General features: G+C 71.8%; 25 protein-coding genes. 13 read left to right on the top strand and 12 right to left on the bottom strand.

Features of this window, described 5'->3' with window-relative positions:
- Positions 1-39: 39 nt before the first annotated feature.
- The 4 genes from FED44_RS17900 to FED44_RS17885 all read left to right on the top strand — a co-directional run bounded on the left by FED44_RS17900 (position 40) and on the right by FED44_RS17885 (position 5,089).
- Positions 40-1,770, top strand: a complete 1,731-nt coding sequence (locus FED44_RS17900) for a GH25 family lysozyme (protein WP_167521505.1) — start codon at positions 40-42, stop codon at positions 1,768-1,770.
- Positions 1,771-1,865: 95 nt separating this feature from the next.
- Entirely contained in the window at positions 1,866-2,507 is a 642-nt protein-coding gene (locus FED44_RS17895) for a M15 family metallopeptidase (protein ID WP_138461357.1), read from the top strand.
- A 64-nt stretch (positions 2,508-2,571) separates the two neighbouring features.
- Entirely contained in the window at positions 2,572-3,492 is a 921-nt protein-coding gene (locus FED44_RS17890; protein WP_138461356.1) for a Gfo/Idh/MocA family protein, read from the top strand.
- A 10-nt stretch (positions 3,493-3,502) separates the two neighbouring features.
- Positions 3,503-5,089 (top strand): alkaline phosphatase D family protein, encoded by a 1,587-nt coding sequence (locus tag FED44_RS17885; RefSeq protein WP_244302033.1) that lies wholly within the window; start codon positions 3,503-3,505, stop codon positions 5,087-5,089.
- Here the strand turns inward: FED44_RS17885 and rocD are convergent.
- The 4 genes from rocD to FED44_RS17865 all read right to left on the bottom strand — a co-directional run bounded on the left by rocD (position 5,058) and on the right by FED44_RS17865 (position 8,891).
- On the bottom strand, positions 5,058-6,263 hold the full coding sequence (gene rocD / locus FED44_RS17880) for an ornithine--oxo-acid transaminase (RefSeq protein WP_111700811.1): 1,206 nt from the start codon (positions 6,261-6,263) through the stop codon (positions 5,058-5,060). The genes FED44_RS17885 and rocD overlap by 32 nt on opposite strands.
- The gene (ddaH, locus tag FED44_RS17875) at positions 6,260-7,129 is read right to left on the bottom strand and encodes a dimethylargininase (RefSeq protein ID WP_138461355.1); all 870 of its coding nucleotides are present in this window, start codon (positions 7,127-7,129) and stop codon (positions 6,260-6,262) included. Before ddaH ends, rocD begins: the two co-directional genes overlap by 4 nt.
- 106 nt (positions 7,130-7,235) lie before the next feature.
- On the bottom strand, positions 7,236-7,685 hold the full coding sequence (locus tag FED44_RS17870) for an Lrp/AsnC family transcriptional regulator (RefSeq protein ID WP_111700813.1): 450 nt from the start codon (positions 7,683-7,685) through the stop codon (positions 7,236-7,238).
- 150 nt (positions 7,686-7,835) lie between these two features.
- Positions 7,836-8,891, bottom strand: a complete 1,056-nt coding sequence (locus FED44_RS17865) for a DMT family transporter (protein WP_138461354.1) — start codon at positions 8,889-8,891, stop codon at positions 7,836-7,838.
- Positions 8,892-9,003: 112 nt separating this feature from the next.
- On the opposite strand from FED44_RS17865, the gene FED44_RS17860 reads away from it, so the two are divergent.
- Positions 9,004-9,684: a TetR/AcrR family transcriptional regulator gene (locus FED44_RS17860; RefSeq protein ID WP_138461353.1), complete on the top strand. Its 681-nt coding sequence runs from the start codon at positions 9,004-9,006 to the stop codon at positions 9,682-9,684.
- Here FED44_RS17860 and FED44_RS17855 read toward each other — a convergent pair.
- Positions 9,638-10,330, bottom strand: coding sequence for a TetR/AcrR family transcriptional regulator (locus FED44_RS17855; RefSeq protein WP_111700815.1), 693 nt, complete (start codon positions 10,328-10,330; stop codon positions 9,638-9,640). The two genes, FED44_RS17860 and FED44_RS17855, sit on opposite strands and share 47 nt — an antisense overlap.
- Positions 10,331-10,394: 64 nt before the next feature.
- Here FED44_RS17855 and FED44_RS17850 point away from each other — a divergent pair, with 64 nt between their 5' ends.
- The 3 genes from FED44_RS17850 (at position 10,395) to FED44_RS17840 (ending at position 12,866) form a co-directional block, all read left to right on the top strand.
- Positions 10,395-11,138, top strand: coding sequence for an ABC transporter ATP-binding protein (locus FED44_RS17850; protein WP_111700816.1), 744 nt, complete (start codon positions 10,395-10,397; stop codon positions 11,136-11,138).
- A complete protein-coding gene (locus FED44_RS17845; RefSeq protein ID WP_138461352.1) occupies positions 11,135-11,863 on the top strand; it encodes an ABC transporter permease in 729 nt (242 codons plus the stop codon). Before FED44_RS17850 ends, FED44_RS17845 begins: the two co-directional genes overlap by 4 nt.
- A 70-nt stretch (positions 11,864-11,933) precedes the next feature.
- Positions 11,934-12,866: a LysR substrate-binding domain-containing protein gene (locus tag FED44_RS17840; RefSeq protein ID WP_111700818.1), complete on the top strand. Its 933-nt coding sequence runs from the start codon at positions 11,934-11,936 to the stop codon at positions 12,864-12,866.
- Between the two features lie 30 nt (positions 12,867-12,896).
- On the opposite strand, the gene FED44_RS17835 is transcribed toward FED44_RS17840, so the two are convergent.
- A complete protein-coding gene (locus FED44_RS17835) occupies positions 12,897-13,796 on the bottom strand; it encodes a helix-turn-helix domain-containing protein (protein WP_111700819.1) in 900 nt (299 codons plus the stop codon).
- Between the two features lie 260 nt (positions 13,797-14,056).
- Between FED44_RS17835 and FED44_RS17830 the strand changes: the two genes are divergently transcribed.
- The gene (locus FED44_RS17830; RefSeq protein ID WP_208759037.1) at positions 14,057-14,551 is read left to right on the top strand and encodes an ATP-binding protein; all 495 of its coding nucleotides are present in this window, start codon (positions 14,057-14,059) and stop codon (positions 14,549-14,551) included.
- Positions 14,552-14,671: 120 nt separating this feature from the next.
- Here the strand turns inward: FED44_RS17830 and FED44_RS38105 are convergent, their stop codons facing one another.
- Together FED44_RS38105 and FED44_RS38100 are read right to left on the bottom strand one after the other, a co-directional pair.
- Entirely contained in the window at positions 14,672-15,382 is a 711-nt protein-coding gene (locus FED44_RS38105; protein WP_111700821.1) for a DUF5941 domain-containing protein, read from the bottom strand.
- Complete coding sequence (locus FED44_RS38100) at positions 15,379-16,968, bottom strand: CDP-alcohol phosphatidyltransferase family protein (RefSeq protein ID WP_138461351.1); 1,590 nt, start codon at positions 16,966-16,968, stop codon at positions 15,379-15,381. Before FED44_RS38100 ends, FED44_RS38105 begins: the two co-directional genes overlap by 4 nt.
- A 274-nt stretch (positions 16,969-17,242) precedes the next feature.
- On the opposite strand from FED44_RS38100, the gene recO reads away from it, so the two are divergent.
- Together recO and FED44_RS17810 are read left to right on the top strand one after the other, a co-directional pair.
- Positions 17,243-18,025: a DNA repair protein RecO gene (gene recO, locus FED44_RS17815; RefSeq protein ID WP_111700823.1), complete on the top strand. Its 783-nt coding sequence runs from the start codon at positions 17,243-17,245 to the stop codon at positions 18,023-18,025.
- A 30-nt stretch (positions 18,026-18,055) separates the two neighbouring features.
- Positions 18,056-18,844: an isoprenyl transferase gene (locus FED44_RS17810; protein WP_111700824.1), complete on the top strand. Its 789-nt coding sequence runs from the start codon at positions 18,056-18,058 to the stop codon at positions 18,842-18,844.
- A 21-nt stretch (positions 18,845-18,865) separates the two neighbouring features.
- On the opposite strand, the gene FED44_RS17805 is transcribed toward FED44_RS17810, so the two are convergent.
- From FED44_RS17805 to FED44_RS17795, 3 genes are all read right to left on the bottom strand, one after another.
- Positions 18,866-19,420: a CGNR zinc finger domain-containing protein gene (locus FED44_RS17805; RefSeq protein ID WP_208759036.1), complete on the bottom strand. Its 555-nt coding sequence runs from the start codon at positions 19,418-19,420 to the stop codon at positions 18,866-18,868.
- A 75-nt stretch (positions 19,421-19,495) separates the two neighbouring features.
- Complete coding sequence (locus FED44_RS17800) at positions 19,496-19,936, bottom strand: Fur family transcriptional regulator (protein ID WP_111700825.1); 441 nt, start codon at positions 19,934-19,936, stop codon at positions 19,496-19,498.
- Positions 19,937-20,063: 127 nt separating this feature from the next.
- Entirely contained in the window at positions 20,064-20,516 is a 453-nt protein-coding gene (locus FED44_RS17795; RefSeq protein ID WP_244302032.1) for a DUF6703 family protein, read from the bottom strand.
- Positions 20,517-20,608: 92 nt separating this feature from the next.
- Between FED44_RS17795 and FED44_RS17790 the strand changes: the two genes are divergently transcribed.
- Together FED44_RS17790 and FED44_RS17785 are read left to right on the top strand one after the other, a co-directional pair.
- Positions 20,609-20,926 (top strand): antibiotic biosynthesis monooxygenase family protein, encoded by a 318-nt coding sequence (locus tag FED44_RS17790; RefSeq protein ID WP_111700838.1) that lies wholly within the window; start codon positions 20,609-20,611, stop codon positions 20,924-20,926.
- Between the two features lie 202 nt (positions 20,927-21,128).
- Positions 21,129-22,514: a glycine--tRNA ligase gene (locus tag FED44_RS17785; RefSeq protein ID WP_138461350.1), complete on the top strand. Its 1,386-nt coding sequence runs from the start codon at positions 21,129-21,131 to the stop codon at positions 22,512-22,514.
- Positions 22,515-22,620: 106 nt separating this feature from the next.
- Here the strand turns inward: FED44_RS17785 and FED44_RS17780 are convergent, their stop codons facing one another.
- A complete protein-coding gene (locus FED44_RS17780; RefSeq protein WP_244302031.1) occupies positions 22,621-24,081 on the bottom strand; it encodes an alpha/beta hydrolase in 1,461 nt (486 codons plus the stop codon).
- Positions 24,082-24,380 lie beyond the last annotated feature (299 nt).

The following is a 24,380-nucleotide window of genomic DNA, read 5'->3' as shown; positions in this document are numbered from 1 at the left end:
TCTGCGACAGCAGCACGGCCCGGGCGAGGATCGAGGTGGGTGCGCCGCCTTGTCACCGCGGCCATCGCCATCGGACTCGCCGGGGCACTGGCACAGCCGGCCGGCGCGAACGCCAGCCCGCCCGCGGGGACGTACCCCGTCAGGGGCGTGGACGTCACCGAGTACCAGCATCCCAACGGGGCGGCGGTGAACTGGTCCCAGATCCGCCAGTCGGGCATCACGTTCGCGACGCTGAAGGTGACCCGGGGGACCAACAAGACCAACTCCTACTTCAGGGGCGACCTGGCCGCCTCCCTGGCCCAGGGCATCGCCACCGCTCCGTACCACTATCTGACCGGCACCAGCTCCAACGCCGCCGCCCAGGCGGACTTCTTCATCGACACCGCCCGCGCGGCGGGCTACACCGGGCACCGGCCCGGGGAACTGCCGCCGATCCTGGACCTGGAGTGGACCGACGACGGCACCAGTTCCTGCCCGCCCTACACCACCGTCTCGTTCGCGAGGACCTGGCTGGACAAGGTGGAGGCGGCGTTCGGCGTCAAGCCGTGGATCTACACGGCCAGGGGCTTCATGACCGGTTGCATGGGCAGCACCACCGCCCTCTCGTCGTACGGGCTCCAGGTCGCCGACTACACCAGCGGCCACACCACTCCGGCGGTTCCCCCCGGCTGGAGCACCTGGATCATGTGGCAGTACGCCGACACCGGCAACGTCCCCGGCGTCCCCACGACGAACGTGACGCTGAACGTCTTCAACGGCACGCAGGCGCAGCTCGACGCCCTCGCCAGGCCCGGCTCCCCCGCGTCGCCCCAGTATCAGACGCTCGGTGATTTCGACGGTGACGGGAGGAAGGACATCGCGGGGGTCGCGGGCGGTGATCTGTGGATTCACCGCAACACGAGCACGCCGGGTGACTTCTCCACGGCGGGTGTGTTCGTGTCGTCCGGGTGGCGTACGGTGTCGAAGTTCATGGCGGGGGACTTCGACGGTGACGGCAAGGACGACATAATCGGTTTCAACGGTGGTGACGAGTTGATGATCTGGCGGAGTACGAGTACCGCGACGGCGTTCAGTTTTGCGCCGTACAAGAGCTTGGGTACGGGCTGGGGGGTGTTCACGCAGCTTCTTCCGTTGGCTGATTATGACGGTGACGGGAAGAAGGACATCGCGGGGGTCGCGGGCGGTGATCTGTGGATTCACCGGAACACGAGCACGCCGGGTGACTTCTCCACGGCGGGTGTGTTCGTGTCGTCCGGGTGGCGTACGGTGTCGAAGTTCATGGCGGGGGACTTCGACGGTGACGGCAAGGACGACATCATCGGTTTCAACGGTGGTGACGAGTTGATGATCTGGCGGAGTACGAGTACCGCGACCGCGTTCAGTTTTGCGCCGTACAAGAGTCTGGGCACCGGGTGGGGGGTGTTCACGCAGCTTCTTCCGCTGGCCGATTACGACGGTGACGGGAAGAAGGACATCGCGGGGGTCGCGGGCAGTGATCTGTGGATTCACCGCAACACGAGCACGCCGGGGAACTTCTCCACCGCGGGCGTGTTCGTCTCGACCGGGTGGCGCACCGTGAGCAAGTTCCTCGGCGCCGATTTCGACAAGGACGGCAAGAGCGACATCATCGGTTTCAACGGTGGTGACGAGTTGTTGATCTGGCGGAGCACGAGCACCGCGACCGCTTTCGGTTTCGCCCCGTACAAGAGCCTGGGCACCGGCTGGAGCATCTTCGGCAACAAGCTCCTCACCTCCGCCCCCACCGACTGACCGTCACCCGCGGACGTCGCACAGGTTCCACGGGCCGCCCGATCCGTTGATCGGGCGGCCTGGGGGCCTTCTCCATCCATCGGAAGGACGACGAGATGATCCTGCTCTCCGATCCCGCGATCAGCCGGATACCCGTGGACGAGTGCGGAGAGGCACTGCTCGACCTGCGTACCGTTCAGGCGCTTCGCCTCGACGAACGCCTGGCCGACCCGGAAGGCGCCTACGCCCACCTTCGCCTCGGTGTGGTGGACCGCCTCGTCACCGCCCAGACCCTGCTGCGGCCTGGGCTGCGCTTCCTGATCGTCGAGGGCTTCCGGCCGGTCGCACTGCAGACCCGGTACTTCAACCGGCACGTCGACCGTCTCCGGGCGGCCTGCCCCGGTCACGACGAGGACTGGTACCACCGGCGGGCCGGCCGCTACATCTCCCCGCCGGAGGTGGCGCCCCACGTGGCCGGAGCCGCCGTCGACCTGACCCTGTGCGAGACGGACGGGCGCGAACTGTGGCCGGGGACGGAGGTGAACGACACCGACACCGGCGCCTGCCACACCGCCAGCACGGCGATCTCCGCGGAGGCCCGGGGACGGCGCCGCATTCTCGGTGAGGTGCTGACAACGGTCGGTATGGTCAACTACCCCAGCGAGTGGTGGCACTGGTCCTACGGCGACCGTTACTGGGCCTACACGACCAAGGCCCCGGCCGCACGCTACGGACCCGTGACCCCGGCCGGCCTCTGACCCGCCCCGGCCGTGACCCCACCCGGCGGAGAGCGGAGACAGCACGCCGATAGGCTCCCCAGGCATGAGAGTCGGGATCATCGGCCTGGGAGACATCGCGCGGAAGGCCTACCTGCCGGTGCTGGCGGCCACGCCGGGGATCGAGCCGCTGCTCTGCACCCGCGACCGGGCGGTCCTCGACCGGCTCGGCGACGCGTACCGGATCCCGGCCGGCTTCGCCTCGCTGGACGGCCTGATCGGGGCGGGGGTCGACGCGGCGTTCGTGCACACGGCGACCGAGGCGCACGTCCCCGTCGTGACGGCTCTGCTGGAGGCCGGCGTGCACGTCTACGTGGACAAGCCGCTGGCGTACGACGCCGCGGCGAGCGCCGGGCTCGTACGGCTGGCACGAGAGCGGGGCAGGTCGCTGATGGTGGGGTTCAACCGCAGATTCGCCCCCGGCTACGCCACCCTCCGGGAGCTGCCCCGCGACGTGATCGTGATGCAGAAGAACCGCCGCGGCCTGCCCGGCGACCCCCGTACGGTGATCTTCGACGACTTCGTCCACGTGGCCGACACGCTGCGCTTCCTGGCGCCGGGGGAGATCACCGACACCGCGATCAGGACTCGGGTGCGGGACGGCCTGCTGGAACACGTGGTGCTGACGCTCGGCGGCGACGGCTTCACCGCGATCGGCGTGATGAGCCGCACCAGCGGCGCGGCCGAGGAGACCTGTGAGGTGATGGGCGGCGGCGGGAAGCGCCGGGTCGTGAACCTCGGCGACGTGGTGGACCTCGACGGCGGCGAGACCCTCGCGAGGCGGGCGGACTGGGTCCCGGTGGCCCGGCAGCGGGGGATCGAGCAGGCCGTCGCCGAGTTCCTCGGCGCGGTCGGCGAGGGGCGGGTCCTCACGGCCGAGGACGCGCAGGTAACGCACGAGTTGTGCGAGGAGATCGTGCGGCGGACGAACGAGCACGAGTCGCGCTTTACTCCCCTTTTGGAGTAGGAAGGTACTCGTGTCAGAACTTGTGCTGGGCCCGCTGCTGCGCCACGTGGACGGGTCCGCCGCGACCGTCTGGGTGGAGACCTCCGAGCCCTGCACGGTCCGCGTGCGGGCCGGGGACGCCTCCTCGGAGGAGCACACCTTCACCGTGCACGGCCACCACTACGCCCTGGTGGACGTCGGCATCGACGGGCCGGTGGCCTACGAGGTGGACCTCGACGACCGGCGGGTGTGGCCGGGGGACGACGGCCTGCCGCCGAGTGTGATCCACCCCGTCACCGCCCTCAACCGGTTGATCTTCGGCTCCTGCCGGACGAGCGTGCCGCACGAGGAGCCGTACGTGCGGACCCACGGCCCGGACGTCCTGCGGGCGTACGGCCTGCGCCTGATGGAGTCGCCGGACGACCGGCCCGACCTCATCCTGCTCCTCGGCGACCAGGTGTACGCCGACGAGCTCACCCCGGACATGAAGGACTTCATCGCCGGGCGCAGGGCCGAGGGCCCGCAGGAGGTCGTCGACTTCGAGGAGTACGCCGAGCTGTACCGCCAGGCGTGGTCAGATCCGGCGGTCCGCTGGCTGCTGTCCACGGTCCCGACCCTGATGATCTTCGATGACCACGACGTCAGGGACGACTGGAACACCTCGTCGGCGTGGCGCGAGCAGATGGCGCAGGTGCCGTGGTGGCACCGGCGCATCGTCTCCGCTCTGGGGTCCTACTACGTCTACCAGCACCTGGGCAACATCCCGCCGGCCGAGCGGGAGGCCGATCCCGTGCTCGCCGCGCTGCGGGCGGGCGCCGGCGAGGAGACGCTCGACGAGTTCGCCCGGCGGGCCGACGCGGAGCCCGACTCGGTCCGCTGGAGCTATCACCGGGACCTCGGCGACACCCGTCTCGTCATCCTGGACAGCCGCAGCGCCCGGACGCTCGAACCGGGACGCCGCCGGATGATCGACGCGGAGGAGTGGAGCTGGTTCGAGAAGCAGGCGACCGGCGACTTCGGCCACCTCGTCGTCGGGTCGTCGCTGCCGGTCCTGCTGCCGTCCGGGATCCACCACGTCGAGGGCTGGAACGAGGCGGTCTGCGACGGCATCTGGGGCCGCCGGGCGGCGCGGTGGGGCGAACGGGTGCGGCAGTTCCTCGACCTGGAGCACTGGGGGGCCTTCCGCCGCTCGTTCGAGGACCTCGCGCGGGTGCTGGTCGAGGTCGCCTCGGGTCAGCGGGGACGGACGCCCGCGACCGTCCTGCTGCTGTCGGGCGACGTCCACTACTCCTACATGGCCTCCGTACGGCGGAAGGGCGGAGGACGCATCCACCAGATCGTCTGCTCGCCGATCCGCAACCCGCTGAGCCGCTCGCTGCGCTTCGCCAACATCGTGGCGTCGTTCGGGCTGGCGGGCCTGCTCGGCGGGCTGCTGGCCCGGGCCGGCGGCCTGCCCCGGCCGTCGCTGCGCTGGCGCATCAGCAAGGGACCCTGGTTCCCCAACATGATGACCGCCGTCGACTTCGCGCCCGGGGAGGCCGTGGTCACGTGGTTCACCGACACGGGCGACCACGACACGGTGACGATCAGGCCCGAGCCTCCCGCAGCACCGCGCTGAGCCGGTCCGTCGCCCAGGCCAGGTCGTCCCGCGAGACGACGAGGGGCGGCGCGAGGCGGATCGTCGAGCCGTGGGTGTCCTTGACGAGCACGCCGCGCCGCATGAGCGCCTCGCTGATCTCCCGTCCGGTGCCGAGCGACGGATCGATGTCGACCCCCGCCCACAGCCCGCGCCCGCGTACGGCGACCACCCCGGGGCCGAGGTCCGCGAGGCGCTCGTGCAGGAACGCGCCGAGGTCGCGCGCCCTGGCCTGGTACTCGCCGGTGCGCAGCAGCCCGACGACCGCGTCGCCGACGGCGCAGGCCAGCGGGTTGCCGCCGAACGTGGAGCCGTGCTGGCCCGGACGGATCACGCCCAGCACGTCCTCGTTCGCGACGACCGCGCTCACCGGGACCACCCCGCCGCCGAGAGCCTTGCCCAGGACGTACAGGTCGGGCACGACGCCCTCGTGGTCGCAGGCGAAGGTCTCGCCGGTGCGGCCGAGGCCCGACTGGATCTCGTCGGCCATGAACAGCACGTTCGCGTCGTCGCAGATCTCCCTGACGGCGGCCAGATAGCCGTCCGGCGGGACCAGCACGCCGGCCTCGCCCTGGATCGGCTCCAGCAGCACCGCCACCGTGTTCTCGTCGATCGCCTCCCTGACCGCCTCCGCCGAGCCGTACTTCACGATCCGGAAGCCGGGGGCGAACGGGCCGAAGCCGCCGCGCGCGTCGGGGTCGGTGGAGAAGCCCACGATGGTCGTGGTGCGGCCGTGGAAGTTGTCCTCCATCACGACGATGTTGGCCTGGCCGGGGGCGACGCCCTTGACCTCGTAGCCCCACTTGCGGGCCACCTTGATCGCGGTCTCGACGGCCTCGGCGCCGGTGTTCATCGGCAGGACCATGTCCTTGCCGCACAGCTCGGCCAGACCGGTCACGAAACCGGCGAACCGGTCGTGGAAGAACGCGCGGCTGGTCAGCGTCAGCCGGTCCAGCTGCTCGCGGGCGGCCGCGAGGACGACCGGGTTGCCGTGGCCGAAGTTCAGCGAGGAGTAGCCCGCCAGGCAGTCGAGATACCGCCTGCCCTCGACGTCGGTGACCCACGCGCCCTCCGCCGACCGGACGACGACCGGCAGCGGGTGGTAGTTGTGCGCGCTGTGGCTCTCGCCGAGCCTGATGTGGTCCTCGCTTCTCATCGAATCTCCCCGCTCACCCTGATCTCCCCCGTCCTGATTTCCAATGTGCAGCACTTGGGGCCGCCGCCGGCCTTGCGAAGCTCGCTCAGGTCGACCGGGACGACCTCGAAACCGCGGCGCTTGAGCTCCAGGACCAGCCCGGTCGCCTCCGCGTTGACGACGACGTTGCGGCCGTCGCTCACCGCGTTGAGGCCCAGCACCTCCGCGTCCGCGGACGTCGCGACCACGGCGTCGGGGAACAGCCGCCGCAGCACCCTCCTGCTGCCCTCGCTGAACGCCTCCGGATAGTACGCCACGTTGCGGCCGTCCAGCGGGAACAGGGCGGTGTCGAGGTGGTAGTACCTCGGGTCGACCAGGCGCAGCGTGACGACCGGGCGGCCGAGGAACTCCTGGGCCTCCATGTGCGCCGCCACGTCGGTGCGGAAGCCCGTCCCGGCCAGGATCATCTCGTCGAGCGTCAGGTAGTCGCCCTCGCCCTCGTTGGTGAAGGACGCCTCCAGTGTCTCGTATCCCTGTTCGACGAACCACCGCAGGTACGCGGGCCCTTCGGCGGCCCGCTCCGGGTGGGCGAACCTCGCGCCGTAGACCCGCCCGTCCACGACGAGGGCGCCGTTGGCGGCGAACACCATGTCCGGCAGGCCCTCCACCGGGTCGATGAGGCTGACGCGGTGGCCCAGGCTCTCGTACGCCTGCCGCAGGCTCTCCCACTGCCGCAGCGCCGTGGCCGCGTCGGCGCCCTTCTCGGGCCGCATCCAGGGGTTGATGGAGTACGAGACCGTGAAGAACTCGGGCCGGCACATCAGGAAGTGTCTGGCCGTGCCCGTACGACCACTTTCCGTGGCCGCGGACTCTGGCGCGATTGTCATCGTCGACTCCAAGCGGGAAACCGGTGAACGGGACTTCAGCGTAGGAATCGGCGGACGGCAATCCAATGCGCCCACGTTGCGATCACCTGGGGATCGGTTGCGTCCTTCACCCCGATTGCGGCGATCCGTTAATCAGCCGGGAGAGCACGATGGAGCTCTTCGTCCGCACCACGAAGGGCTCGGCCGCCAGGCGCTCGATCACCCGCTCGACGTGCCGCACGTCGGTCGCGCGGATGTGCAGCAGGGCGTCGGCCTCACCGGTGACCGTGCAGGCCGAGACGACCTCCGGGTGCCGGGAGACCGCCAGCCCGATCTCGGCGGGGGAGGTCTTGCCCCGGCAGTAGAGCTCGACGTACGCCTCGGTCGTCCAGCCCAGGGCCGACGGCTCGACCCGGGCACTGAAACCGGTGATCGCGCCGGTGGCGACCAGCCGGTCGACCCGCCGCTTCACGGCCGGAGCCGACAACCCCACTTGAGTGCCTATTTCGGCGTATGTCGCACGGGCATCCTCGACGAGGGCCCGGATGATGGCGCGATCGAGCTCGTCCAACCTCACGTGGACCTGTATACAGCCGCCGCCTCACCCGCGCGGCTTCGCGGACGCGGACGCCCCCGCAGGGTCCGCGCCCCTCCGCGTTCTCCCGCCGATCGGACGGCGCCGCGCCCGTTCTCTCCTGCTGCCCGTTCTCTCCTGCGGCCCGTCCGGTCAGGCGAGCTGGACGAGCACAGAACCGGCGATGAGCAGGGCGAGGCCGGCCAGGCGCGCCGCGGTGAGCGGGCGCCGGGGCAACCGCAGCAGGCCGTGGTGGTCGATCACGGCGGAGGCGAGCTGCTGGCCGGTCACGGTGAGCGCGACGGTGGCCGCGGCGCCGATCGCGGGGATCAGCGTGAAGGTCGCGGTGACGTAGACCGCGGCGCAGCCGCCGCCGAGCCATCCCCACCAGGGCATCGTGCGCAGCCCGCCGAGCCGCGGCCGGGGGGTGCGGCCCAGCGCGAGCAGCGCGGCCAGGACGACGGCGATGGTGATCGTGGCCACGACGAAGCTGATCACGGCGGTGGCGACCGGCTGGTGGATCTCCCTGCGCAGCAGGGCGTTGACCGCGCCCTGCACGGGCAGCACCGCACCGGCGACGACGCCGAGCAGGACCCAGCCGCTCCGGCCGATGCCGCCCGGCCGAGGGGCCGTCCCGGCGGTCGCCGCCGGGGCGCCGGCGCCGGTGCTCCCACCGTGCCCGGAGACACCGCCGCCGAGGGTGCCGGAGGCCGCCCGCGCCGGTGCCGGCGTCTGGGCCGGCGTCTGGGCCGGCGTCCGGATCAGGCTCTGGCCGCGGATGACGACGGTGATGCCGGCCAGGACGGCGAGCGCGCCCAGCGCGATGCCGGCGCTGAGCGGCTTGGGCGCGACGCCGAGCAGGCCGAACAGGTCCAGTCCCAGCGAGGCGAACATCTGCCCGGTCACGAACAGCCCCGCCGCGGCCAGGGCGCCGAGGCGAGGGAAGAGCAGGATCCCGCTGGTGATGTAGAGCGGACTGGCCAGACCGCCCAGCAGGTGCCAGAACGGGACGCCGGGCGGCAGGTGGAGCGCGCCGATCGCGCCCACGGTGACCGCGAGCAGCGCCAGCACGGCCGTGGCCACGCTCAGCTGCAGGGTCGAGGCGCCGTACGGGGTGCCGACGGCCTTGTTGAGCTGGAGGTTCACCGACGCCTGCACGGCCAGCAGGCAGCCGGCCAGCAGCGCCGCGGCGAGGAACAGGGAGTGCATCGCCATCCTCTCGGCAGTGGAACTCAGATAAGTGGACACCATGTCCACATGAGCCTAGACGAGAACCGGACGCGATGTCCACATGGTTGGGCCGCCGGTCTACGATGAGGTCATGAGCGACGGGGTGAGGGAACCCGGGGTGAACCGGTCGAACGGCGGCGTGCCATCGCCGGACGCGTCCGGGACCGGCCGCGAACCGCTCGTGCTCGATCTCCAGCCGGTCCGGCCGGCCCAGGTGCGGGAACGGGCGGACGCCGCGCGCAACCGCGTGCGCGTGCTCACGGCGGCCGAGCGGCTCTTCGCCGCCGGGGACGCCCGGAACGTCACCATGGACGAGATCGCCAAGGAGGCGGGCGTGGGGCGGGCGACGCTGTACCGCCGTTATCCGGACGTCGCGGCGATCGCCACGGCGCTGCTGGACGAGCACGAGCGGCGGCTGCAGGAGCACATCCTGAGCGGGCCGCCGCCGCTCGGCCCGGGGGCCTCACCGGCCGAGCGGCTCGCCGCGTTCTGCGTCGCCATGGTCGACCTGCTGGAGCGTCACCTGCACCTCGTCCTGGGGGCCGAGACCGGCAGCGCCAGATTCGGCACCGGCGCGTACGGCTTCTGGCGCGCGCACGTCCGGATTCTGCTGACCGAGTCGGGGGCGCCGGATCCGGACGGCATGGCGGACGGCGTGCTGGCGCCGTTCGCGCCCGAGGTGTACCTGTTCCAGCGGCGGACCCTGGGCCTTTCGCAGCACCGCGTCACCGAGGCGCTGGTGTGGTCCGCTCACCGGCTGGCGGGAGGCTGACGGCCGGGGGCCCGGGCCGCAGGCAGTAGTCGCCGACCCCGCGCTCCAGCAGGTCGAAGGCGCGCTCGGCGTGCGCGCGCAGGTCCGCGACGATGCCCGAGCCCTCCTCGCCGGCGAGCCGCCGCATCGCGAAGTGCCGGGTGAGCGCCTCGACCGCCGCGCGGATCTGGGCCGCCACGAGGGACGGGGTCATGTCGTCGGGATCGGCCTCGGTCTCGTCGGCGAGCACGGCGGCGAGCCGCTCCTCACGGTGCCGGCTCATCATCTCGATCCGGGCCTGCAGCGCCGGGCTCTCCCGGATCCGCTGGACGAAGACGTCCGCGCCCTCGTTGATGCCGTAGCGCCAGTCGCCGGAGTCCAGGGCCGCGAGGAAGTCGCGCCGCACCGCCTCGACCGCCGTCTCGCCGGGCCGTCGCTCGCGGACCACTCGCGCCAGCACGTCCATGCTCTCCTCGCTGCGGTCGAGGAACAGATCCTCCTTCGTGCGGAAGTAGTTGAACACGGTGTTGACCGACACGTCGGCCGCCCGCGCGACCTCGGCCACGGTGACGTTGTCGAACCCCCGCACCAGGAACAGCCCCGTCGCGATGTCGGAGATCCGCTGCCGGGTCTCCCGCTTCTTCCGCTCCCGCAGGCCCTCTTCCATGTCCCGATTCTAAGGACGAACACAAACTTTAAGTGACTCCAAATTTGGTGTTACTCTACCGGGCATGATTCACGTCAGAGGGCTCACCAAGACGTTCGGGACGGCCGAGGCCGTCCGGGGGATCGACGTCGACGTCTCCGCGGGCGAGATCGTCGGCTTCCTCGGCCCGAACGGCGCGGGCAAGACCACCACCCTGCGCATGCTGACCACGCTGCTGCGTCCGACGTCCGGCACCGCCACGGTCGCGGGCGCCGACCTCTTCGCCGACCCGGTGGCCGTACGCCGGCGCATCGGCTACGTCGCCCAGGGCGGCGCGTTCGGGCCGTTCACCCCGGTCGGGGACGAACTCGTGCTCCAGGCCCGCCTGCACGGCCTGAGCCGGGCCGAGGCCCGCGCCCGGGTGACCTCCCTGCTCGCCGCCCTGGACCTCGCCGGGGTCGAGGAGCGGACGACGGTCATGCTGTCGGGCGGCCAGAAGCGCAGGCTCGACATCGCGATGGGCCTGCTCCACCGGCCCGGGCTGCTCTTCCTCGACGAGCCCACCACCGGGCTCGACCCGCAGAGCCGCGCCAACCTGTGGGACCACATCCGGCGGCTGCGCGAGCGCGACGGCGTGACGGTCTTCCTCACCACCCACTACCTGGAGGAGGCCGACGCGCTCTGCGACCGGATCCTGATCATCGACCACGGCCGGATCGTCGCCGAGGGCACCCCGGACCGGCTGAAGGCCGAGCACGGCGCGCGCACGCTCGACGAGGTCTTCCTCGCGGTCACCGGCCGCGAGCTGCGCGAGGGAGCCGCCGCGTGACCGCTCTCGCCGTCCTGACCGGCCACTACCTGCGCACCTCCTTCGGCAGCAAGGTCAGCCTCGCCTTCGGCGCCGTGCAGCCGTTCCTCTTCCTCGTGCTGTTCGGCCCGCTGTTCGCCCGCAGCGGCGTCGGGTCGTGGGCCGTCCTCGTGCCCGGCCTGCTGGTGCAGCTCGCGCTGACCAGCGCGGGGATGGCGGGCTTCGGCATCGTCTTCGACCAGCGGTTCGGCGTGCTCGAACGGCTCCGCGTCGCCCCGGTGAGCCCGGTCACGCTGCTGCTCGGCCGGGTGCTCAGAGACAGCCTGGTGCTGCTCGTGCAGGCCGTCGCGATCATCGTGGCGGGCTACGCGCTCGGGCTGCGGGCCCCGCTCCCGGGGGTGCTGGCGGCCCTGCTCCTGATGACCGTGCTGTCCGTCGGCATGGCGTCGCTGTCGTACGCGGCGGCGCTCACGATGCGGCAGGAACTGTTCGCGCCCGTGATGTCCACCGTGGTGGTCCCGCTGATGCTGCTGTCGGGCGCGCTGCTGCCGATGTCGCTCGCCCCCGCCTGGCTCGACGTGGTGTCGCGGCTCACGCCGTTCCGGTACGCGGTCGAGGGACTGCGGGCGTTGTTCTCCGGTTCCTACGGCGCGTCGGCCGTTTTGTGGGGGGTGATCGTGTCCCTGGCCCTCGCGATCGGAGGGCTCGCGCTGGGCGCGAATCGTTTCCGTTGGGAAAAGGCCTGATCAGGGGCCGGAAAAGGCATTCGAAGTTGATACCGGATCGCGGGCGCCAGCGGGCCCGGAGACGGTCACAATGGGTGGCGTGGCGGACGCCAACTTCACCCTCGTCCAGCTGCGTTACTTCGTAACCGCGGCCGAGCTCGGCAGTATGACCGCGGCCAGCAGAGAGCTCATGGTCGCGCAGTCGGCGATCTCGGCCGCGATCGCCCAGGTCGAGCGGGAGCTCGGGGTCCAGCTCCTGATCCGCCACCACGCCCGCGGCCTGTCGCTGACCCGCGCGGGCGAGCGCTTCCTCGTCGAGGCGCGGGAGTTCCTCGCTCACGCGGCGGCCCTCGCCCAGTCGGCGCGCGGCCTCGCGGGCTCGCTCACCGGCGAGCTCGCGGTCGGCTGCCTGACGACCCTCGCGCCGTTCTACCTCTCGCGCCTGCTGCGCGAGTTCGCCGGGCGTTATCCGGGGGTGCGGGTCAGCGTCGCCGAGGGCGAGCTGTCCGCGATGGAGGCGGCGCTGCTGGACGGCAGGTGCGAGGTCGCCCTGGTCTACGCCATCGACCTCGCCCTCGATCTCGACATCCGGCCGCTCACCCAGGCCAGGCCGTACGCGCTGCTTCCCCTGGGGCATCCGCTGGCGGAGGCGGAGGCGGTGTCGCTGGCGGACCTGGCCACCGAGCCGATGATCCTGCTCGACCTGCCGCGCAGCCGCGACTACTTCCGGGCGATCTATCCGACGGAGCCGCGCGTGCGCTTCCGGACGTCGAGCTACGAGACCGCCCGCGCGCTCGTGGCCGGCGGGCACGGCTACTCGATACTGAACCAGCGGGCCGACAGCGACCACACCTACGACGGCGGGCGGGTGGCGTGCGTGCCGATCAGCGACGACGTCCCGGCGCTCGACGTCGTGCTCGCCTCGGTGCGCGGTGTGCGGCCCACCGCCCGGGCGGTCGCCTTCGCCGAGACCTGCCAGGCGTTCTTCTCCGGCCGGCGGCCCGGCCAGGCCTCCGGCGGGTGAGCGCGGCCGTCCCGGACGCCGTCCCGCAGGTCACCGGTAGGCGGCCAGCAGCTCCTCCAGGAGTGCGGTCGTCCGCTCGGCCGAGTGGGCCTCCACGCAGATCGCGTTCAGCACCTGCGTGTACGCCTCGGTGTCCTCCGGCTTGTCCAGGTAGAGGGCGCTCGTGAGCTGCTCCAGGTAGACGACGTCGGGCAGTTCGGGCGCGTCGAAGCGCAGGACCGAGAACGGCCCGCCCACGGTGAACTGCCCGCCGCGGTCGAAGGGCACGACCTGCAGCGTGACGTTCGGCCGCCCGGTCACCTCGATCAGATGCTCCAGCTGGGCCCGCATCACCTCCGGGCCGCCGACCGGGCGGCGCAGCACCCCCTCGTCCACCACGGCCCACAGCGTCGCGGCGTCCGGCCCGGTCAGCCGCTTCTGGCGGCGCAGCCGCAGGTCCACGTGCCGGTCGATCTCGTCGGCGGACCGTCCCGAGTTGGCCACCCGTACGGTGGCCCGCGCGTACTCGGGGGTCTGCAGCAGGCTGGGGACGAACTGCAGCTCGTAGCAGCGGATCAGGCACGCCGCCTCTTCCAGCCCGACGTAGAACTCGAACCAGCCCGGCAGCACGTCGCTGTACTTGTGCCACCAGCCGGGGAGGTTGGCCTGCCGGGCCAGGTCCAGCAGCACTGCCCGTTCGTCCGGGTCGGTCAGGCCGTACAACGTGAGCAGGTCGGCGACGTCCCGCTCCTTGAAGCCGACCCGGCCGAGCTCCAACCGGCTGATCTTCGCGTGGGACGCGCGGATGGTGTGCGCGGCCGTCTCCGGAGTGATGCCGCTCTCCCGGCGAAGCCGCCGGAGCTGCGCGCCGAGCACCAGCCGCAGGGCGGTCGGGCCGCTTCGGGCGAGCCCGAACGGTAACGAGGGGGCGTTTTCCGCCTGCGCGTTCACGTGGTCTCCATTGGCGACGCTCCGGGTGATTGCCTCGTGAAACCGGTGTCCGAGGGGCGAAACAGGTCGGACGGAGGAGTATTCGGTTGATCATCCTACCGGATGGGGTCCGAGGCGGGGTTTTCTGGGGACTTCCACGAAAAGTCGATGGCATCCGACATTTGCACGTGCACGCGCGCTTGCACCCGCAAGGCGCAGGGCAAGATACACGACGGCAGGGAAATTCACATCATGTAATGGTGAGACCCGAGGGACCCGCGATGACAGCAGACCTGGCAGGCCCGGGAGCCGCGACCGCGCCTTCGTGGCTGACCGCGATGTTCGAAGGGGACGACGTCGCCGGGCTGTCCCTGCCCGCGTCGGCGACGTGTGACATCCACGAGCGCACCACCTCGCCCGCAGTCGCCAGGGACTTCACCGCCCGGACGCTGAGCGGCTGGGACGCCGGCGACCTGGTGTCCGATGCGCAGATCGTCGTGTCGGAACTGGTGACCAACGCGCTCCGGCACGCGCCCGCCGAGCCCGCCGGCGCCCCGCCGATCCGGCTGAGGCTGGTGAGGCACCGTTTTCATATCGGCTGTGGCGTGAGCGACGCCAGTGCGCGGGTGCCCGCGCTGTCTCCCTGGAACGATCTGTCGGAGTCCGGTCGCGGGCTGCACCTGGTCGACGCGCTGTGCGCGGCCTGGGGATGGATCCTCACCCGGGGCGGCGGGAAGGTGGTCTGGGCGCTGTTCGACGCGCGATCCTCCTACTGACCGCCCGCCGCCCGCCGATCCACGTCCCGCCCGCCTCCGGGCCGTCCCTCTTCCCGCCGTCTTCCCGCACGCCGTCCCCGGGCCGCGCCGGCTCCGGGTCGAGCCCTGGTCAGGTCCGCTTCAGCCCTGGTCGGCGTCGCCGGTGGCCTGCTCGGCGGCGTCCTCGGGCGACTGCTCCAGGTCCTGGTCGGCCTGGGCCTGTGCGGACGCCTTGTCCAGGCGCACCCAGCTGGTGATGCTCTCGACCGCGAACAGCACGAGCAGGTAGGCCGTGAGGACGGCGGCGACGGGGGTCAGCCACCCGGCCGCGGCGCCCGCCCCCAGGATCAGCAGGCGGACCTCCCAGCCGAGCCCCGCCCGGTAGAGCCACGCCGGGGGCCAGATGCCCTGCCGGGTGCGGTAGACCGTGTCGTACGTGTGGTAGCCGATCACGTAGATGAGCACGAACAGGAGCCACTTGGGCGTGCTCTCGGCCAGCCCGAGCAGGATGATCGTCAGGAACTCGGCGGCCCGCAGCAGCGGGGGAGTGAGCCAGTCGAAGCGGCCCAGGTGGTCGCGGCCGGCGGTCGGCAGCACCAGCACGAGCAGCACGGCCACCGGGAGGAGCAGGACCGGGCCGTCGGTGAGGATCCCGGCGACGGCCGCCGCCACGATCGCGAGCAGCGCCACCGCCGTCGCGGGCACCGGCGGCAGCAGCCGGCCCAGGGTGCCCTTCAGCGCGGTCGCGAGCGGGCCGTCGTCGCGGTAGGCGAGCAGGCGCGCGGTCTGGACGCGGCGGCGCTCCTCGTCCGGGTCGGGGAGCGGGGTGATGGCCTGCGGCTGGGTGATCATGCGAGTGACCTCAGGAGACGTCCGGTGAGGGTGTAGGTGGCCGCGACGCCGCCCCAGATGATCAGCGTGAGGAACGTGACCCGGGGGTCGAAGAACGCGGCGGTGATCGCGATGGCGGCGAAGCGCTCGCCGATGGGGAACACGATCATCTTGCGGGCCCAGTGGACCGGGCGGAACTTCCCGGCCTTCGTCCAGAGCCGCAGCAGACCGCGCACTCCGGTGCTCCGGCTCGCCCTGCGCTCCTCCAGCGCCTCCCGCAGCGGGCGGTCGTCGGCGACCGTGAGGTCCAGCGTGGGCAGCGGCACCGGCGCCTTGCGCCGGTTGGCCGCGCCGAACGAGAAGTCGAGCAGGTGCTTGACCGACTGGAGGGCCAGCGCGACCAGCGCCAGCGTCCAGACGCCCTCGCCGTCGCCGAACTGCCCGGACACCGTCGCACCGACCGCCAGGCCGACGAAGACGGCGTACTCCTTGAACCGGTCGAACGTGGCGTCCAGCCAGGCGCCGAGCACGCCGAATTTGCGGGCGTACCGCGCGACCTGCCCGTCGACGCAGTCGAAGACGAACGCGAAGTAGATGAGCACCCCTCCGGCGATCGCCCCCCAGCGGGTGCCGGTGGCGAACGCGCCGGCCGCCAGCAGGCCGAGGGCGATCGAGATCAGCGTCACCTGGTTGGGGGTGAGCCCCCGGCGGGCCGCCCAGCGGGCGATGAAGCGCGAGTAGGTGCTGACGAAGAACGTGGTGAAGAAGCCGTCGGCGCCCTTCACCGCGTTGTCGAGCCGGGCCCGGTCCTCGTCGTAGCCGGCCATCTCCGCCTGCGCCTCGTCGGCCTCGGCCTGGCTCCGGACGCGGCGGAAGAACAGGTCGCGGCGGCCCCGCCGGCCGACCGAGACGCCGCGCCGGACCAGCCCGAGCACGAGAAGCTCGGTCAGGTCGTCCTCGGGACCGAACAGGTGGGCCATCTCCGCCAGGTCGCGGGCGGCCTCGGCGAGGGTCGGCAGGTGCCGCTGGTGCAGGTGGAGCGGTCCGAGCAGCGCCGCGTTCGGCCGGGTCACCGCGTGGTAGGCGGTGCCGACCGAGATGATCCGGCCGCGGCCCGCGCGGGTGCGCTGGGGCAGCCCCTCGATGAACTGCGAGCCGATCTCGGGCACGGCCTCCTCGATCGGCACCATCTCCTCGATCGGCGCGTTCTCGTCCCGCTCCGGGCGGACGATCAGCGCGAGGGCGCCCCGCTTGGCCTTGGTGATCTGGTAGATCAGCTCGTCGTGCACCAGCGAGTCGGCCGGCAGGATCAGCAGGTTGTCCTCGGCGGCCTCGGCCACGTCGGCCAGCGCACGCAGGTCTCCGGCGACGTCCCGGCTCTCCACCACGCGGCCGTACGGCCGGGCGTAGGCCGCCGCGTCGCCGGGCCGGGCGATCGTCGTCGGCTCGGGGTCCAGCGCGGCGGCCTGCGCGAGCAGCCTGTCGTACGCGGAGGGCGCCCCGGGAAGCGAGGTCAGCGTGATGGCCGCGGGCAGGGCGGGCCGGCCGCCGGGCGGCGGGAAAGCGATCGGGCCGGGCGGCGCGCCCAGCAGGACCACGCGGGTCATGGCAACCTTTCACGCAACGGGGGAGTCAGGCCCTTGGGGCTTGACCGGCGCGGGGAAGTCCGCCGGAGGCCAAAGCTTAGTGACCTTTCCGCTCGGACGTGGCACCCCAGGTTTACCGTACGGCCGCTAGATGTACAGCTTCGTCCGGGTTTGCCACTCGGCATCGTCGCCGGATCATTACCGAATTTTCACCATTCATGCGCTGGAGTGGGGTGAAAGCCTCGTATGGGGCCCGAGGGGGCGCCCGCCACCGGGCGGACCCTACGATGACGGAGTGAGCCTCTACCGCGACGAGGGCGTCGTGCTGCGCACCCAGAAGCTGGGCGAGGCCGACCGCATCATCACCCTCCTCACCCGGCGCACCGGCAAGGTCCGGGGAGTGGCCAAGGGCGTACGCAGGACCATGTCGCGGTTCGGCGCGCGGCTGGAGCCGTTCTCACACGTGGACCTGCAGCTTCACGGCGGCAGGTCGCTCGACGTGATCACGCAGGTCGAGACCCTGCACCCGTACGGCGAGGCGATCGTCGCCGACTACCCGAGATACACGGCGGGCACGGCGATGCTGGAGACGGCCGACCGGCTGACCGTGGGGGAGAAGGAGCCGGCGTTGCGCCAGTTCCTGCTGCTGGTCGGCGGTCTTCGCACGCTCGCCCAGGGCGGCCACGAGGCCCGGCTGGTGCTCGACGCGTTCTTCCTGCGCTCGCTGGCGGTGGCGGGCTACGCCCCCGCGCTGTCGGAGTGCGCGCGGTGCGGCGCCGAGGCGGCGCGCGCCTTCGCGATCGTGGCGGGCGGGGTGGTCTGCGGCGCGTGCCGCCCGCCCGGCGCGGCCGTTCCCGCGGCCGAGACGATCGCGCTGATGATCGCTCTGCTGCGGGGCGACTGGGCCGCCGCTGACTCCTCCGAGCCGCGGCACCGCACCGAGTGCAGCGGCCTGGTGGCGGCCTACCTGCAGTGGCACCTGGAGCACGGCATCCGTTCGCTGCGCCACGTCGAGCGGGAGTGGCCCGGCGCCGGGGATGCCGAACCTGCACCGGATCCGCACGTCTTCCGCACCTGAGGACCGCTCCGGACGCAATACGCTCGCTACATGGTTCGTCCTCCCACTCCACACCCGTCCGGGGCCACTCCACCCGACATTCCGCGCGCCCTGCTGCCGCGTCACGTGGCGATCGTCATGGACGGCAACGGCCGCTGGGCCAAGGCCCGCGGGCTGCCGAGGACCGAAGGGCACAAGATGGGCGAGGCGTCGCTGTTCGACGTCATCGAGGGCGCCATCGAGATCGGCATCCCCTACCTGTCCGCGTACGCCTTCTCGACCGAGAACTGGAAGCGCTCGCCCGACGAGGTGCGCTTCCTCATGGGCTTCAACCGCGACGTCATCCGGCGCAGGCGCGACGAGCTCGACGCCATGGGCGTACGGGTCCGCTGGGCCGGGCGGCCCGGCCGGCTCTGGCGAAGCGTGATCAAGGAGCTGGAGGACGCCGAGCGCAGGACGGTCGGCAACAGCACGCTGACCCTGCAGTTCTGCGTGAACTACGGCGGCCGCGCGGAGATCGTGGACGCGGCCGTGCGGCTCGCCCGCGACATCGCCGACGGCCGGGTCAAGCCCGACAAGGTCTCGGAGAAGGTCTTCGCCCGCTACCTCGACGAGCCGGAGATCCCGGACGTCGACCTGTTCCTGCGGTCCTCGGGCGAGCAGCGCACCTCGAACTTCCTGCTCTGGCAGTCCGCCTACGCCGAGATGGTGTTCCTCAACCAGCTCTGGCCCGACTTCGACCGCCGTGACCTGTGGCAGGCGTGCGAGATCTACGCCAAGCGCGACCGCAGGTACGGCGGCGCGCTGCCGAACGAGGCCGTCCCCGCCTCTGCCCGGTAGCCGGACCCGCGACGGCAGGTGTCAGGAGGCGTCGCGACGGCGGGCGCGGGCCCGGTAGGCGGCCACGTGCATGCGGTTGCCGCAGGTGCGGCTGTCGCAGTAGACCCGGGACCGGTTCCGCGACTCGTCCACGAAGACGTGTGAGCAGTCGGGCGCGGCGCACGTGCGCAGCCGCTCCCGCTCGTTCTCCACGAGCACGTGGGCGAGCGCGACACCGCAGTCGGCGGCCAGATGCTCGGCGACCGACGCGTCCGGCGCGAAGTAGTGGACGTGGAGCGGGTGGCCGTCGTGCTCGGTCAGGCTGGGCGTGATGCGGGTGCGGCCCAGCAGCGTGTTGAGCACCTTGACCGCCGTCGTCTGGTCGGGCGCGGTGAACACGGCGTGGAACGCCTCGCGCAGGGCCCGCACCTCGGCGAGGTCCCGCCGGGTCAGCGTCCGCACCCCGCTGACCTCGCGCCTGCCGACGAACTCCGCCAGGTCGGCGACCTCGGCCAGCCCGTCGCGCTCGCCGGCGCCGGTGTTGACGAGGTCCACCACCGTCGCCAGCGAGTACACCATGTCATGGCTGAACGGCACGCCATCTCCTTCTGTCGCGGCGGGCTTGGCGCGGCGCAGGAAGCGTACTCCCCGCGAGGCCCGCGCGGGGCGGGGTCAGCCCTTCCCGGCGGCCTTTCCCACCGTCTTCGCGGGCGTCGCCGAAGGGGTGGCCGCGCCGCGTGACGCGGCGCACGAGGAGCAGGTGCCGAAGACCTCGACGGTGTGGGTGACGTCGATGAAGCCGTGCTCGGCCCCGACGACCTCGGCCCACCGCTCCACGTCCGGCCCGGCCACCTCGACCGTGCGCCCGCACAGCCGGCACACGAGGTGGTGGTGGTGCGTGTCGCTCTGGCAGGCCCGGTAGACCGACTCGCCCTCGTCGGTGCGCAGCACGTCGACCCGCCCCGCGTCGGACAGCGACTGGAGCGCGCGGTAGACGGTCGTGAGGCCGATCTTCGAGCCGTCCGCGCGCATCTCGGCGAACACGTCCTGCGCGCTGCGGAACCCGCCGCTCTGGCGGAGGATCTCGTGGACGGCGTCGCGGCTCTTGGTCATCAAGGACTCCCGGGTACGGCGGCGCCCTACGCACTGCGCCCTACGAAGTACAGACTAGGTCGTGTCCGGCAGGTCGAGCGGCGCCGTGCGACCGGCGGCACCCGCGAGGACCTGGGGACGGCTCGCGTCAGAAGAGCCCGAAGCGGGTCGCGACGAGGAGAACCAGGAAGGTCCCGACCGCCACGCGGAGCAACCGGCCCATCGGCCGCAGCGACGGCCACGACAGGTAGGCCAGCCAGACGATGAACGCCAGCACCGGGAGCACGGCCACGCCGCCGCGCCAGTCCGGCACGACGAGCCCGGCGATGAGCAGCGCCACCAGGACCACCGGGGCCAGCCACCGGGGCATCTGGAACAGGAAGACCAGCAGCGGGGCGCTCTTCGTCTCGACCGTCCGGCGCGCCCCGATGGCGCCCGGCGTGAAGAAGTGCTCGCCGGCGGGCAGCGGACGCACCGGGCGCGGCGATCGCCCCTGCGCTCCTCCCGCCCGTGCTCCCCGCGCCTGCGTCTCCCCGGCGGGCCTGCGCGCCAGGGGATGCGCGGGGACCTGGCGGCGCGGCGGTTCCGTTTCGCTTCCCACGCCTGAGAGCCTAGCCCCGCCCGCGCCTCCCGCGCCCCTTCGCCCGCCCCCTCGCGGCGGGCCGTACGGGAGAGGGTGGCATGCTGGGCGGCATGCTCGCCGTGATCCGCTACTCGGTGCCGGGCGCCCGCACCGAGGAGTTCGCCACCCAGGCCCGCGCCATCCTGGACCTGCTGGCCGCGCAGCCGGGCTATCTCCGCGGACGGCTCGGCAGGGCGGTGGACGAGCCCGCGCTGTGGGCGCTGGTCAGCGAGTGGGAGGGAGCGGGCCACTACCGGCGCGCCCTGTCGGCGGCGCGGATGGAGATGTATCCGCTGATGACCCTCATGATCAACGAGCCGGGGGCCTTCGAGGAGGTCTACGCGCCTCCGGGCGCCGGTGTGAACGCGGGGACCACGGGCAAGCCGTGAGCGCGGGGCCGCCGGATTCCCCTAAGCTTGGGCACGGATCCGGGCAGGTGGCCGGACGTCGCCGCCGCCGCGGGCAGGCGGCCGGGCCGAGCCCGACCGCTTGAGCGAGCCGCCGGCGCATCGCCGACCTCGATCTGAACCTGACCTCGATCCGCACCGACCCGATCTCAACGCCGACACCCAGCCGGATGGAGTCCCACTGATGGCACGTCGCACCGACGTCCTGGAAACGATCGTCAGCCTCGCCAAGCGCCGCGGGCTCGTCTTCCCGTCGAGCGAGATCTACGGAGGCCTGCGGGCGTCCTGGGACTACGGACCCCTGGGTGTCGAGCTCAAGAACAACGTCAAGCGCGAGTGGTGGAAGGCCATGGTGCAGGGCCGCGACGACGTCGTCGGCCTCGACTCGTGCGTCATCCTCGCCCGCGAGGTCTGGCAGGCCAGCGGTCACGTCGAGACGTTCACCGACCCGCTCACCGAGTGCCAGTCGTGCCACAAGCGGTACCGCGCCGACCATCTGCTCGAGGCGTACGAGGCCAAGCACGGCAGCGAGCCCGCGGGCGGCCTGGCCGACATCACCTGCCCCAACTGCGGCAACAAGGGCGCCTTCACCCAGCCCAGGCAGTTCAGCGGCCTGCTGAAGACCTTCCTCGGCCCGGTCGAGGACGAGTCGGGCCTGGCGTACCTGCGGCCGGAGACCGCCCAGGGCATCTTCATCAACTACCTGAACGTGCAGCAGTCGGCCCGCCGGAAGATCCCGTTCGGTATCGGGCAGGTCGGCAAGTCGTTCCGCAACGAGATCACCCCGGGCAACTTCATCTTCCGCACCCGCGAGTTCGAGCAGATGGAGATGGAGTTCTTCGTCAAGCCCGGCACCGACGAGGAGTGGCACCAGTACTGGATCGACGAGCGCCTGCGCTGGTACGTCGACCTCGGCATCAACAAGGACAACCTGCGGCTCTACGAGCACCCGAAGGAGAAGCTGTCCCACTACTCCAAGCGGACGGTGGACATCGAGTACCGCTTCAACTTCGCCGGCGGCGAGTGGGGTGAGCTGGAGGGCATCGCCAACCGCACCGACTTCGACCTCACCGCGCACGGGAAGGCGTCGGGGACCGACCTGTCGTTCTTCGAGCAGGAGTCGGGCGAGCGTTACGTGCCGTACGTAATCGAGCCGGCGGCCGGTGTGGACCGCGCGACGCTGACCTTCCTCCTCGACGCCTACACGGTCGACGAGGCGCCCAACGCCAAGGGCGTGATGGAGGAGCGGACCGTGATGCGCCTCGACCACCGCCTCGCCCCGGTCAAGGTCGCGGTGCTGCCGCTGTCGCGCAACGCCGACCTGTCGCCGAAGGCCCGCGACCTGGCCGCGCAGCTCCGCCGCCGGTGGAACGTGGACTTCGACGACGCGGGCGCCATCGGCCGCCGCTACCGCCGCCAGGACGAGATCGGCACGCCGTTCGCGATCACGGTCGACTTCGACACCCTGGAGGACCAGGCCGTGACGATCCGCGAGCGCGACACGATGGCCCAGCAGCGGGTCGCGCTCGACCAGGTCGAGTCCTACCTGCGTCAGCACCTGAACGACTGATCGGCGCACCGAAGGCCCCGCCCGGGAGATCTCCCGGGCGGGGCCTTCCGCGTCACCGATGAAGAGGGCCGGGGACGGGCCGCGCGGACCGTGAGGGCCCGGGGGATCAGGTGCAGCGCGTGTTCTTCGCCGGCACCCGCCCCTCCAGCAGGTAGGCGTTGACGCGGTCGTCGATGCAGCCGCTCTGGCCGTACGCGCCGTGGCCCTCGCCGTCCAGGGTCAGCAGCACCCCGGTGCGCAGCTGACCGGCGAGCCGCGGCGCCCACTGGAACGGCGTGGCCGGGTCGTTGGTCACGCCGACCACCAGGATGGGCCCCGAGCCGCTCGCGTCGACCCGCCGCGCGCCGTCGTCTCCCGGCACCGGCCACACGCTGCAGGACCCGGCGCTGGCCGCGGTCGGCGCGAAGACCGGCGTCCGCGCCCTGAGCCGCCGGGCCAGCTTCTCGGCCTCCTCGACCGACGGCCGGTCGGTGGTGTCGGCGCACAGGATCGCGGGCAGCGAGAACTGCAGGGTCGAGTAGCTGCCGTCGGGCCGCCGCCCGGCGTACTGGTCGGCGAGCGTGAGCAGGCCGCTGTAGTCGCCCTTCCCGCCCTCCTTCAGCGCCTCGGTGAGCAGCGGCCAGGTGAGCCTGCTGTAGAGGGCCTGCGTGATGCCGGCCCTGGCGATGTTCTGGGTGATCTCGCGGTCGCCCTGCTTCTGCGGCCTGCGGTTCAGGTAGTCGAGCAGCTTCAGCACGTCGGCCTTCACGGCGGCTGGGTCGGCGCCGAGCGGGCAGCTCGTCCGGGTCCTGGCGCAGTCAGCCACGTAGTCCTCGTAGGCCTTCTGGAAGCCGAGGGCCTGGGTCTTGGACATGTCGAGCAGGGTGACCGAGGGGTCGACGGCCGAGTCGAGCACCATCCTGCCGACCTTGCCGGGGAACTGGGTGGCGTAGACCGCGCCGAGATGGGTGCCGTAGGAGAACCCGAGGTAGTTGAGGCGGGAGTCGCCGAGCGCCGCCCGCAGCGCCTCCATGTCGCGCGCCGCGTTGACCGTGCCGACGTACGGCAGGATCCAGCCCGCTTCGCGTTCGCACCCCTGGGTGAACTCGGCGACGAGGCTCTTCTCCGACCGGGCGTCGCCGCTGGGCTCGTGGGCGAGGAAGTAATCCATCCTCGGGCCGCTGAGGCACCGGATGCCGCTGCTGCGCTCGACTCCGCGCGGGTCGAAGCTGACGAGGTCGTAGCGGCCGCCCAGGGTGGAGAACGCGTGCGCCGCCTGCATGAGCGTCGTGACGCCGGAACCGCCGGGGCCGCCGAAGTTGAAGACGAGCGAGCCGAGCCGCCGGCCGGGCTCGGTGGCGCGCAGCCGGACCAGGGCGATGCCGATCTTCCTGCCGGACGGCGCGGCGTAGTCGAGCGGCACCTGGAGCGTCGCGCACTCGAAGCCGGACGACGACGCCGTCTCCTCGCACGGCTTCCAGGCCAGGCCCGGCGCGCCCGACACGCTCTGCTCCGGGGTGACCCGCGCGCCCTCGCATCCGGTGGCCGCCATCAGCGCGGCCAGTCCGGCGGCCACCGCCGCCGTCACCGGCCAGAGCCTCCGCGCGGGCACCCCCCGCGTCGGCACGCCCCACATCGGCACGCGCCGCGCCGATGCCTTCGGTGCCGACGCCTGCCGCGCCGGCGTCCCGCGTGCCGGCACCATTCGCGACACCGCTCGCGACACAGGAAACCCTCCCCTTGGCTGTGGTCGGAGGGTGGCTCGTTTATATCGCACCCGAGCGGCTCCGTACGGCCGACTCACCGGTACGCGGCCTTACCGGCCACGTGGTCTAAACCATTTCCGCGCTTTCGAACGCCCGCCCGCCTCGGCCCGGCGGCGAATTG

This window comes from Microbispora triticiradicis (assembly GCF_005864065.1).
Classification (GTDB): Bacteria; Actinomycetota; Actinomycetes; order Streptosporangiales; family Streptosporangiaceae; genus Microbispora; species Microbispora triticiradicis.
This window is presented reverse-complemented; position numbering and strand designations above follow the sequence as displayed.

Excerpts from the sequence above, each read along its gene's own strand:
- FED44_RS38100 (WP_138461351.1), bottom strand. The coding sequence starts at position 16,968 with ATGACCCGCGTGGTCCTGCTGGGCGCGCCGCCCGGCCCGATCGCTTTC.
- ddaH (WP_138461355.1), bottom strand. The coding sequence starts at position 7,129 with ATGACAATCGCGCCAGAGTCCGCGGCCACGGAAAGTGGTCGTACGGGC.
- FED44_RS17790 (WP_111700838.1), top strand. The coding sequence starts at position 20,609 with ATGCTCGCCGTGATCCGCTACTCGGTGCCGGGCGCCCGCACCGAGGAG.
- FED44_RS17800 (WP_111700825.1), bottom strand. The coding sequence starts at position 19,936 with ATGACCAAGAGCCGCGACGCCGTCCACGAGATCCTCCGCCAGAGCGGC.
- FED44_RS38105 (WP_111700821.1), bottom strand. The coding sequence starts at position 15,382 with ATGATCACCCAGCCGCAGGCCATCACCCCGCTCCCCGACCCGGACGAG.
- FED44_RS17855 (WP_111700815.1), bottom strand. The coding sequence starts at position 10,330 with ATGGAAGAGGGCCTGCGGGAGCGGAAGAAGCGGGAGACCCGGCAGCGG.
- rocD (WP_111700811.1), bottom strand. The coding sequence starts at position 6,263 with ATGAGAAGCGAGGACCACATCAGGCTCGGCGAGAGCCACAGCGCGCAC.
- FED44_RS17890 (WP_138461356.1), top strand. The coding sequence starts at position 2,572 with ATGAGAGTCGGGATCATCGGCCTGGGAGACATCGCGCGGAAGGCCTAC.
- FED44_RS17860 (WP_138461353.1), top strand. The coding sequence starts at position 9,004 with ATGAGCGACGGGGTGAGGGAACCCGGGGTGAACCGGTCGAACGGCGGC.
- FED44_RS17895 (WP_138461357.1), top strand. The coding sequence starts at position 1,866 with ATGATCCTGCTCTCCGATCCCGCGATCAGCCGGATACCCGTGGACGAG.
- FED44_RS17840 (WP_111700818.1), top strand. The coding sequence starts at position 11,934 with ATGGGTGGCGTGGCGGACGCCAACTTCACCCTCGTCCAGCTGCGTTAC.
- FED44_RS17830 (WP_208759037.1), top strand. The coding sequence starts at position 14,057 with ATGACAGCAGACCTGGCAGGCCCGGGAGCCGCGACCGCGCCTTCGTGG.
- FED44_RS17785 (WP_138461350.1), top strand. The coding sequence starts at position 21,129 with ATGGCACGTCGCACCGACGTCCTGGAAACGATCGTCAGCCTCGCCAAG.
- FED44_RS17865 (WP_138461354.1), bottom strand. The coding sequence starts at position 8,891 with ATGCACTCCCTGTTCCTCGCCGCGGCGCTGCTGGCCGGCTGCCTGCTG.
- FED44_RS17810 (WP_111700824.1), top strand. The coding sequence starts at position 18,056 with ATGGTTCGTCCTCCCACTCCACACCCGTCCGGGGCCACTCCACCCGAC.
- FED44_RS17850 (WP_111700816.1), top strand. The coding sequence starts at position 10,395 with ATGATTCACGTCAGAGGGCTCACCAAGACGTTCGGGACGGCCGAGGCC.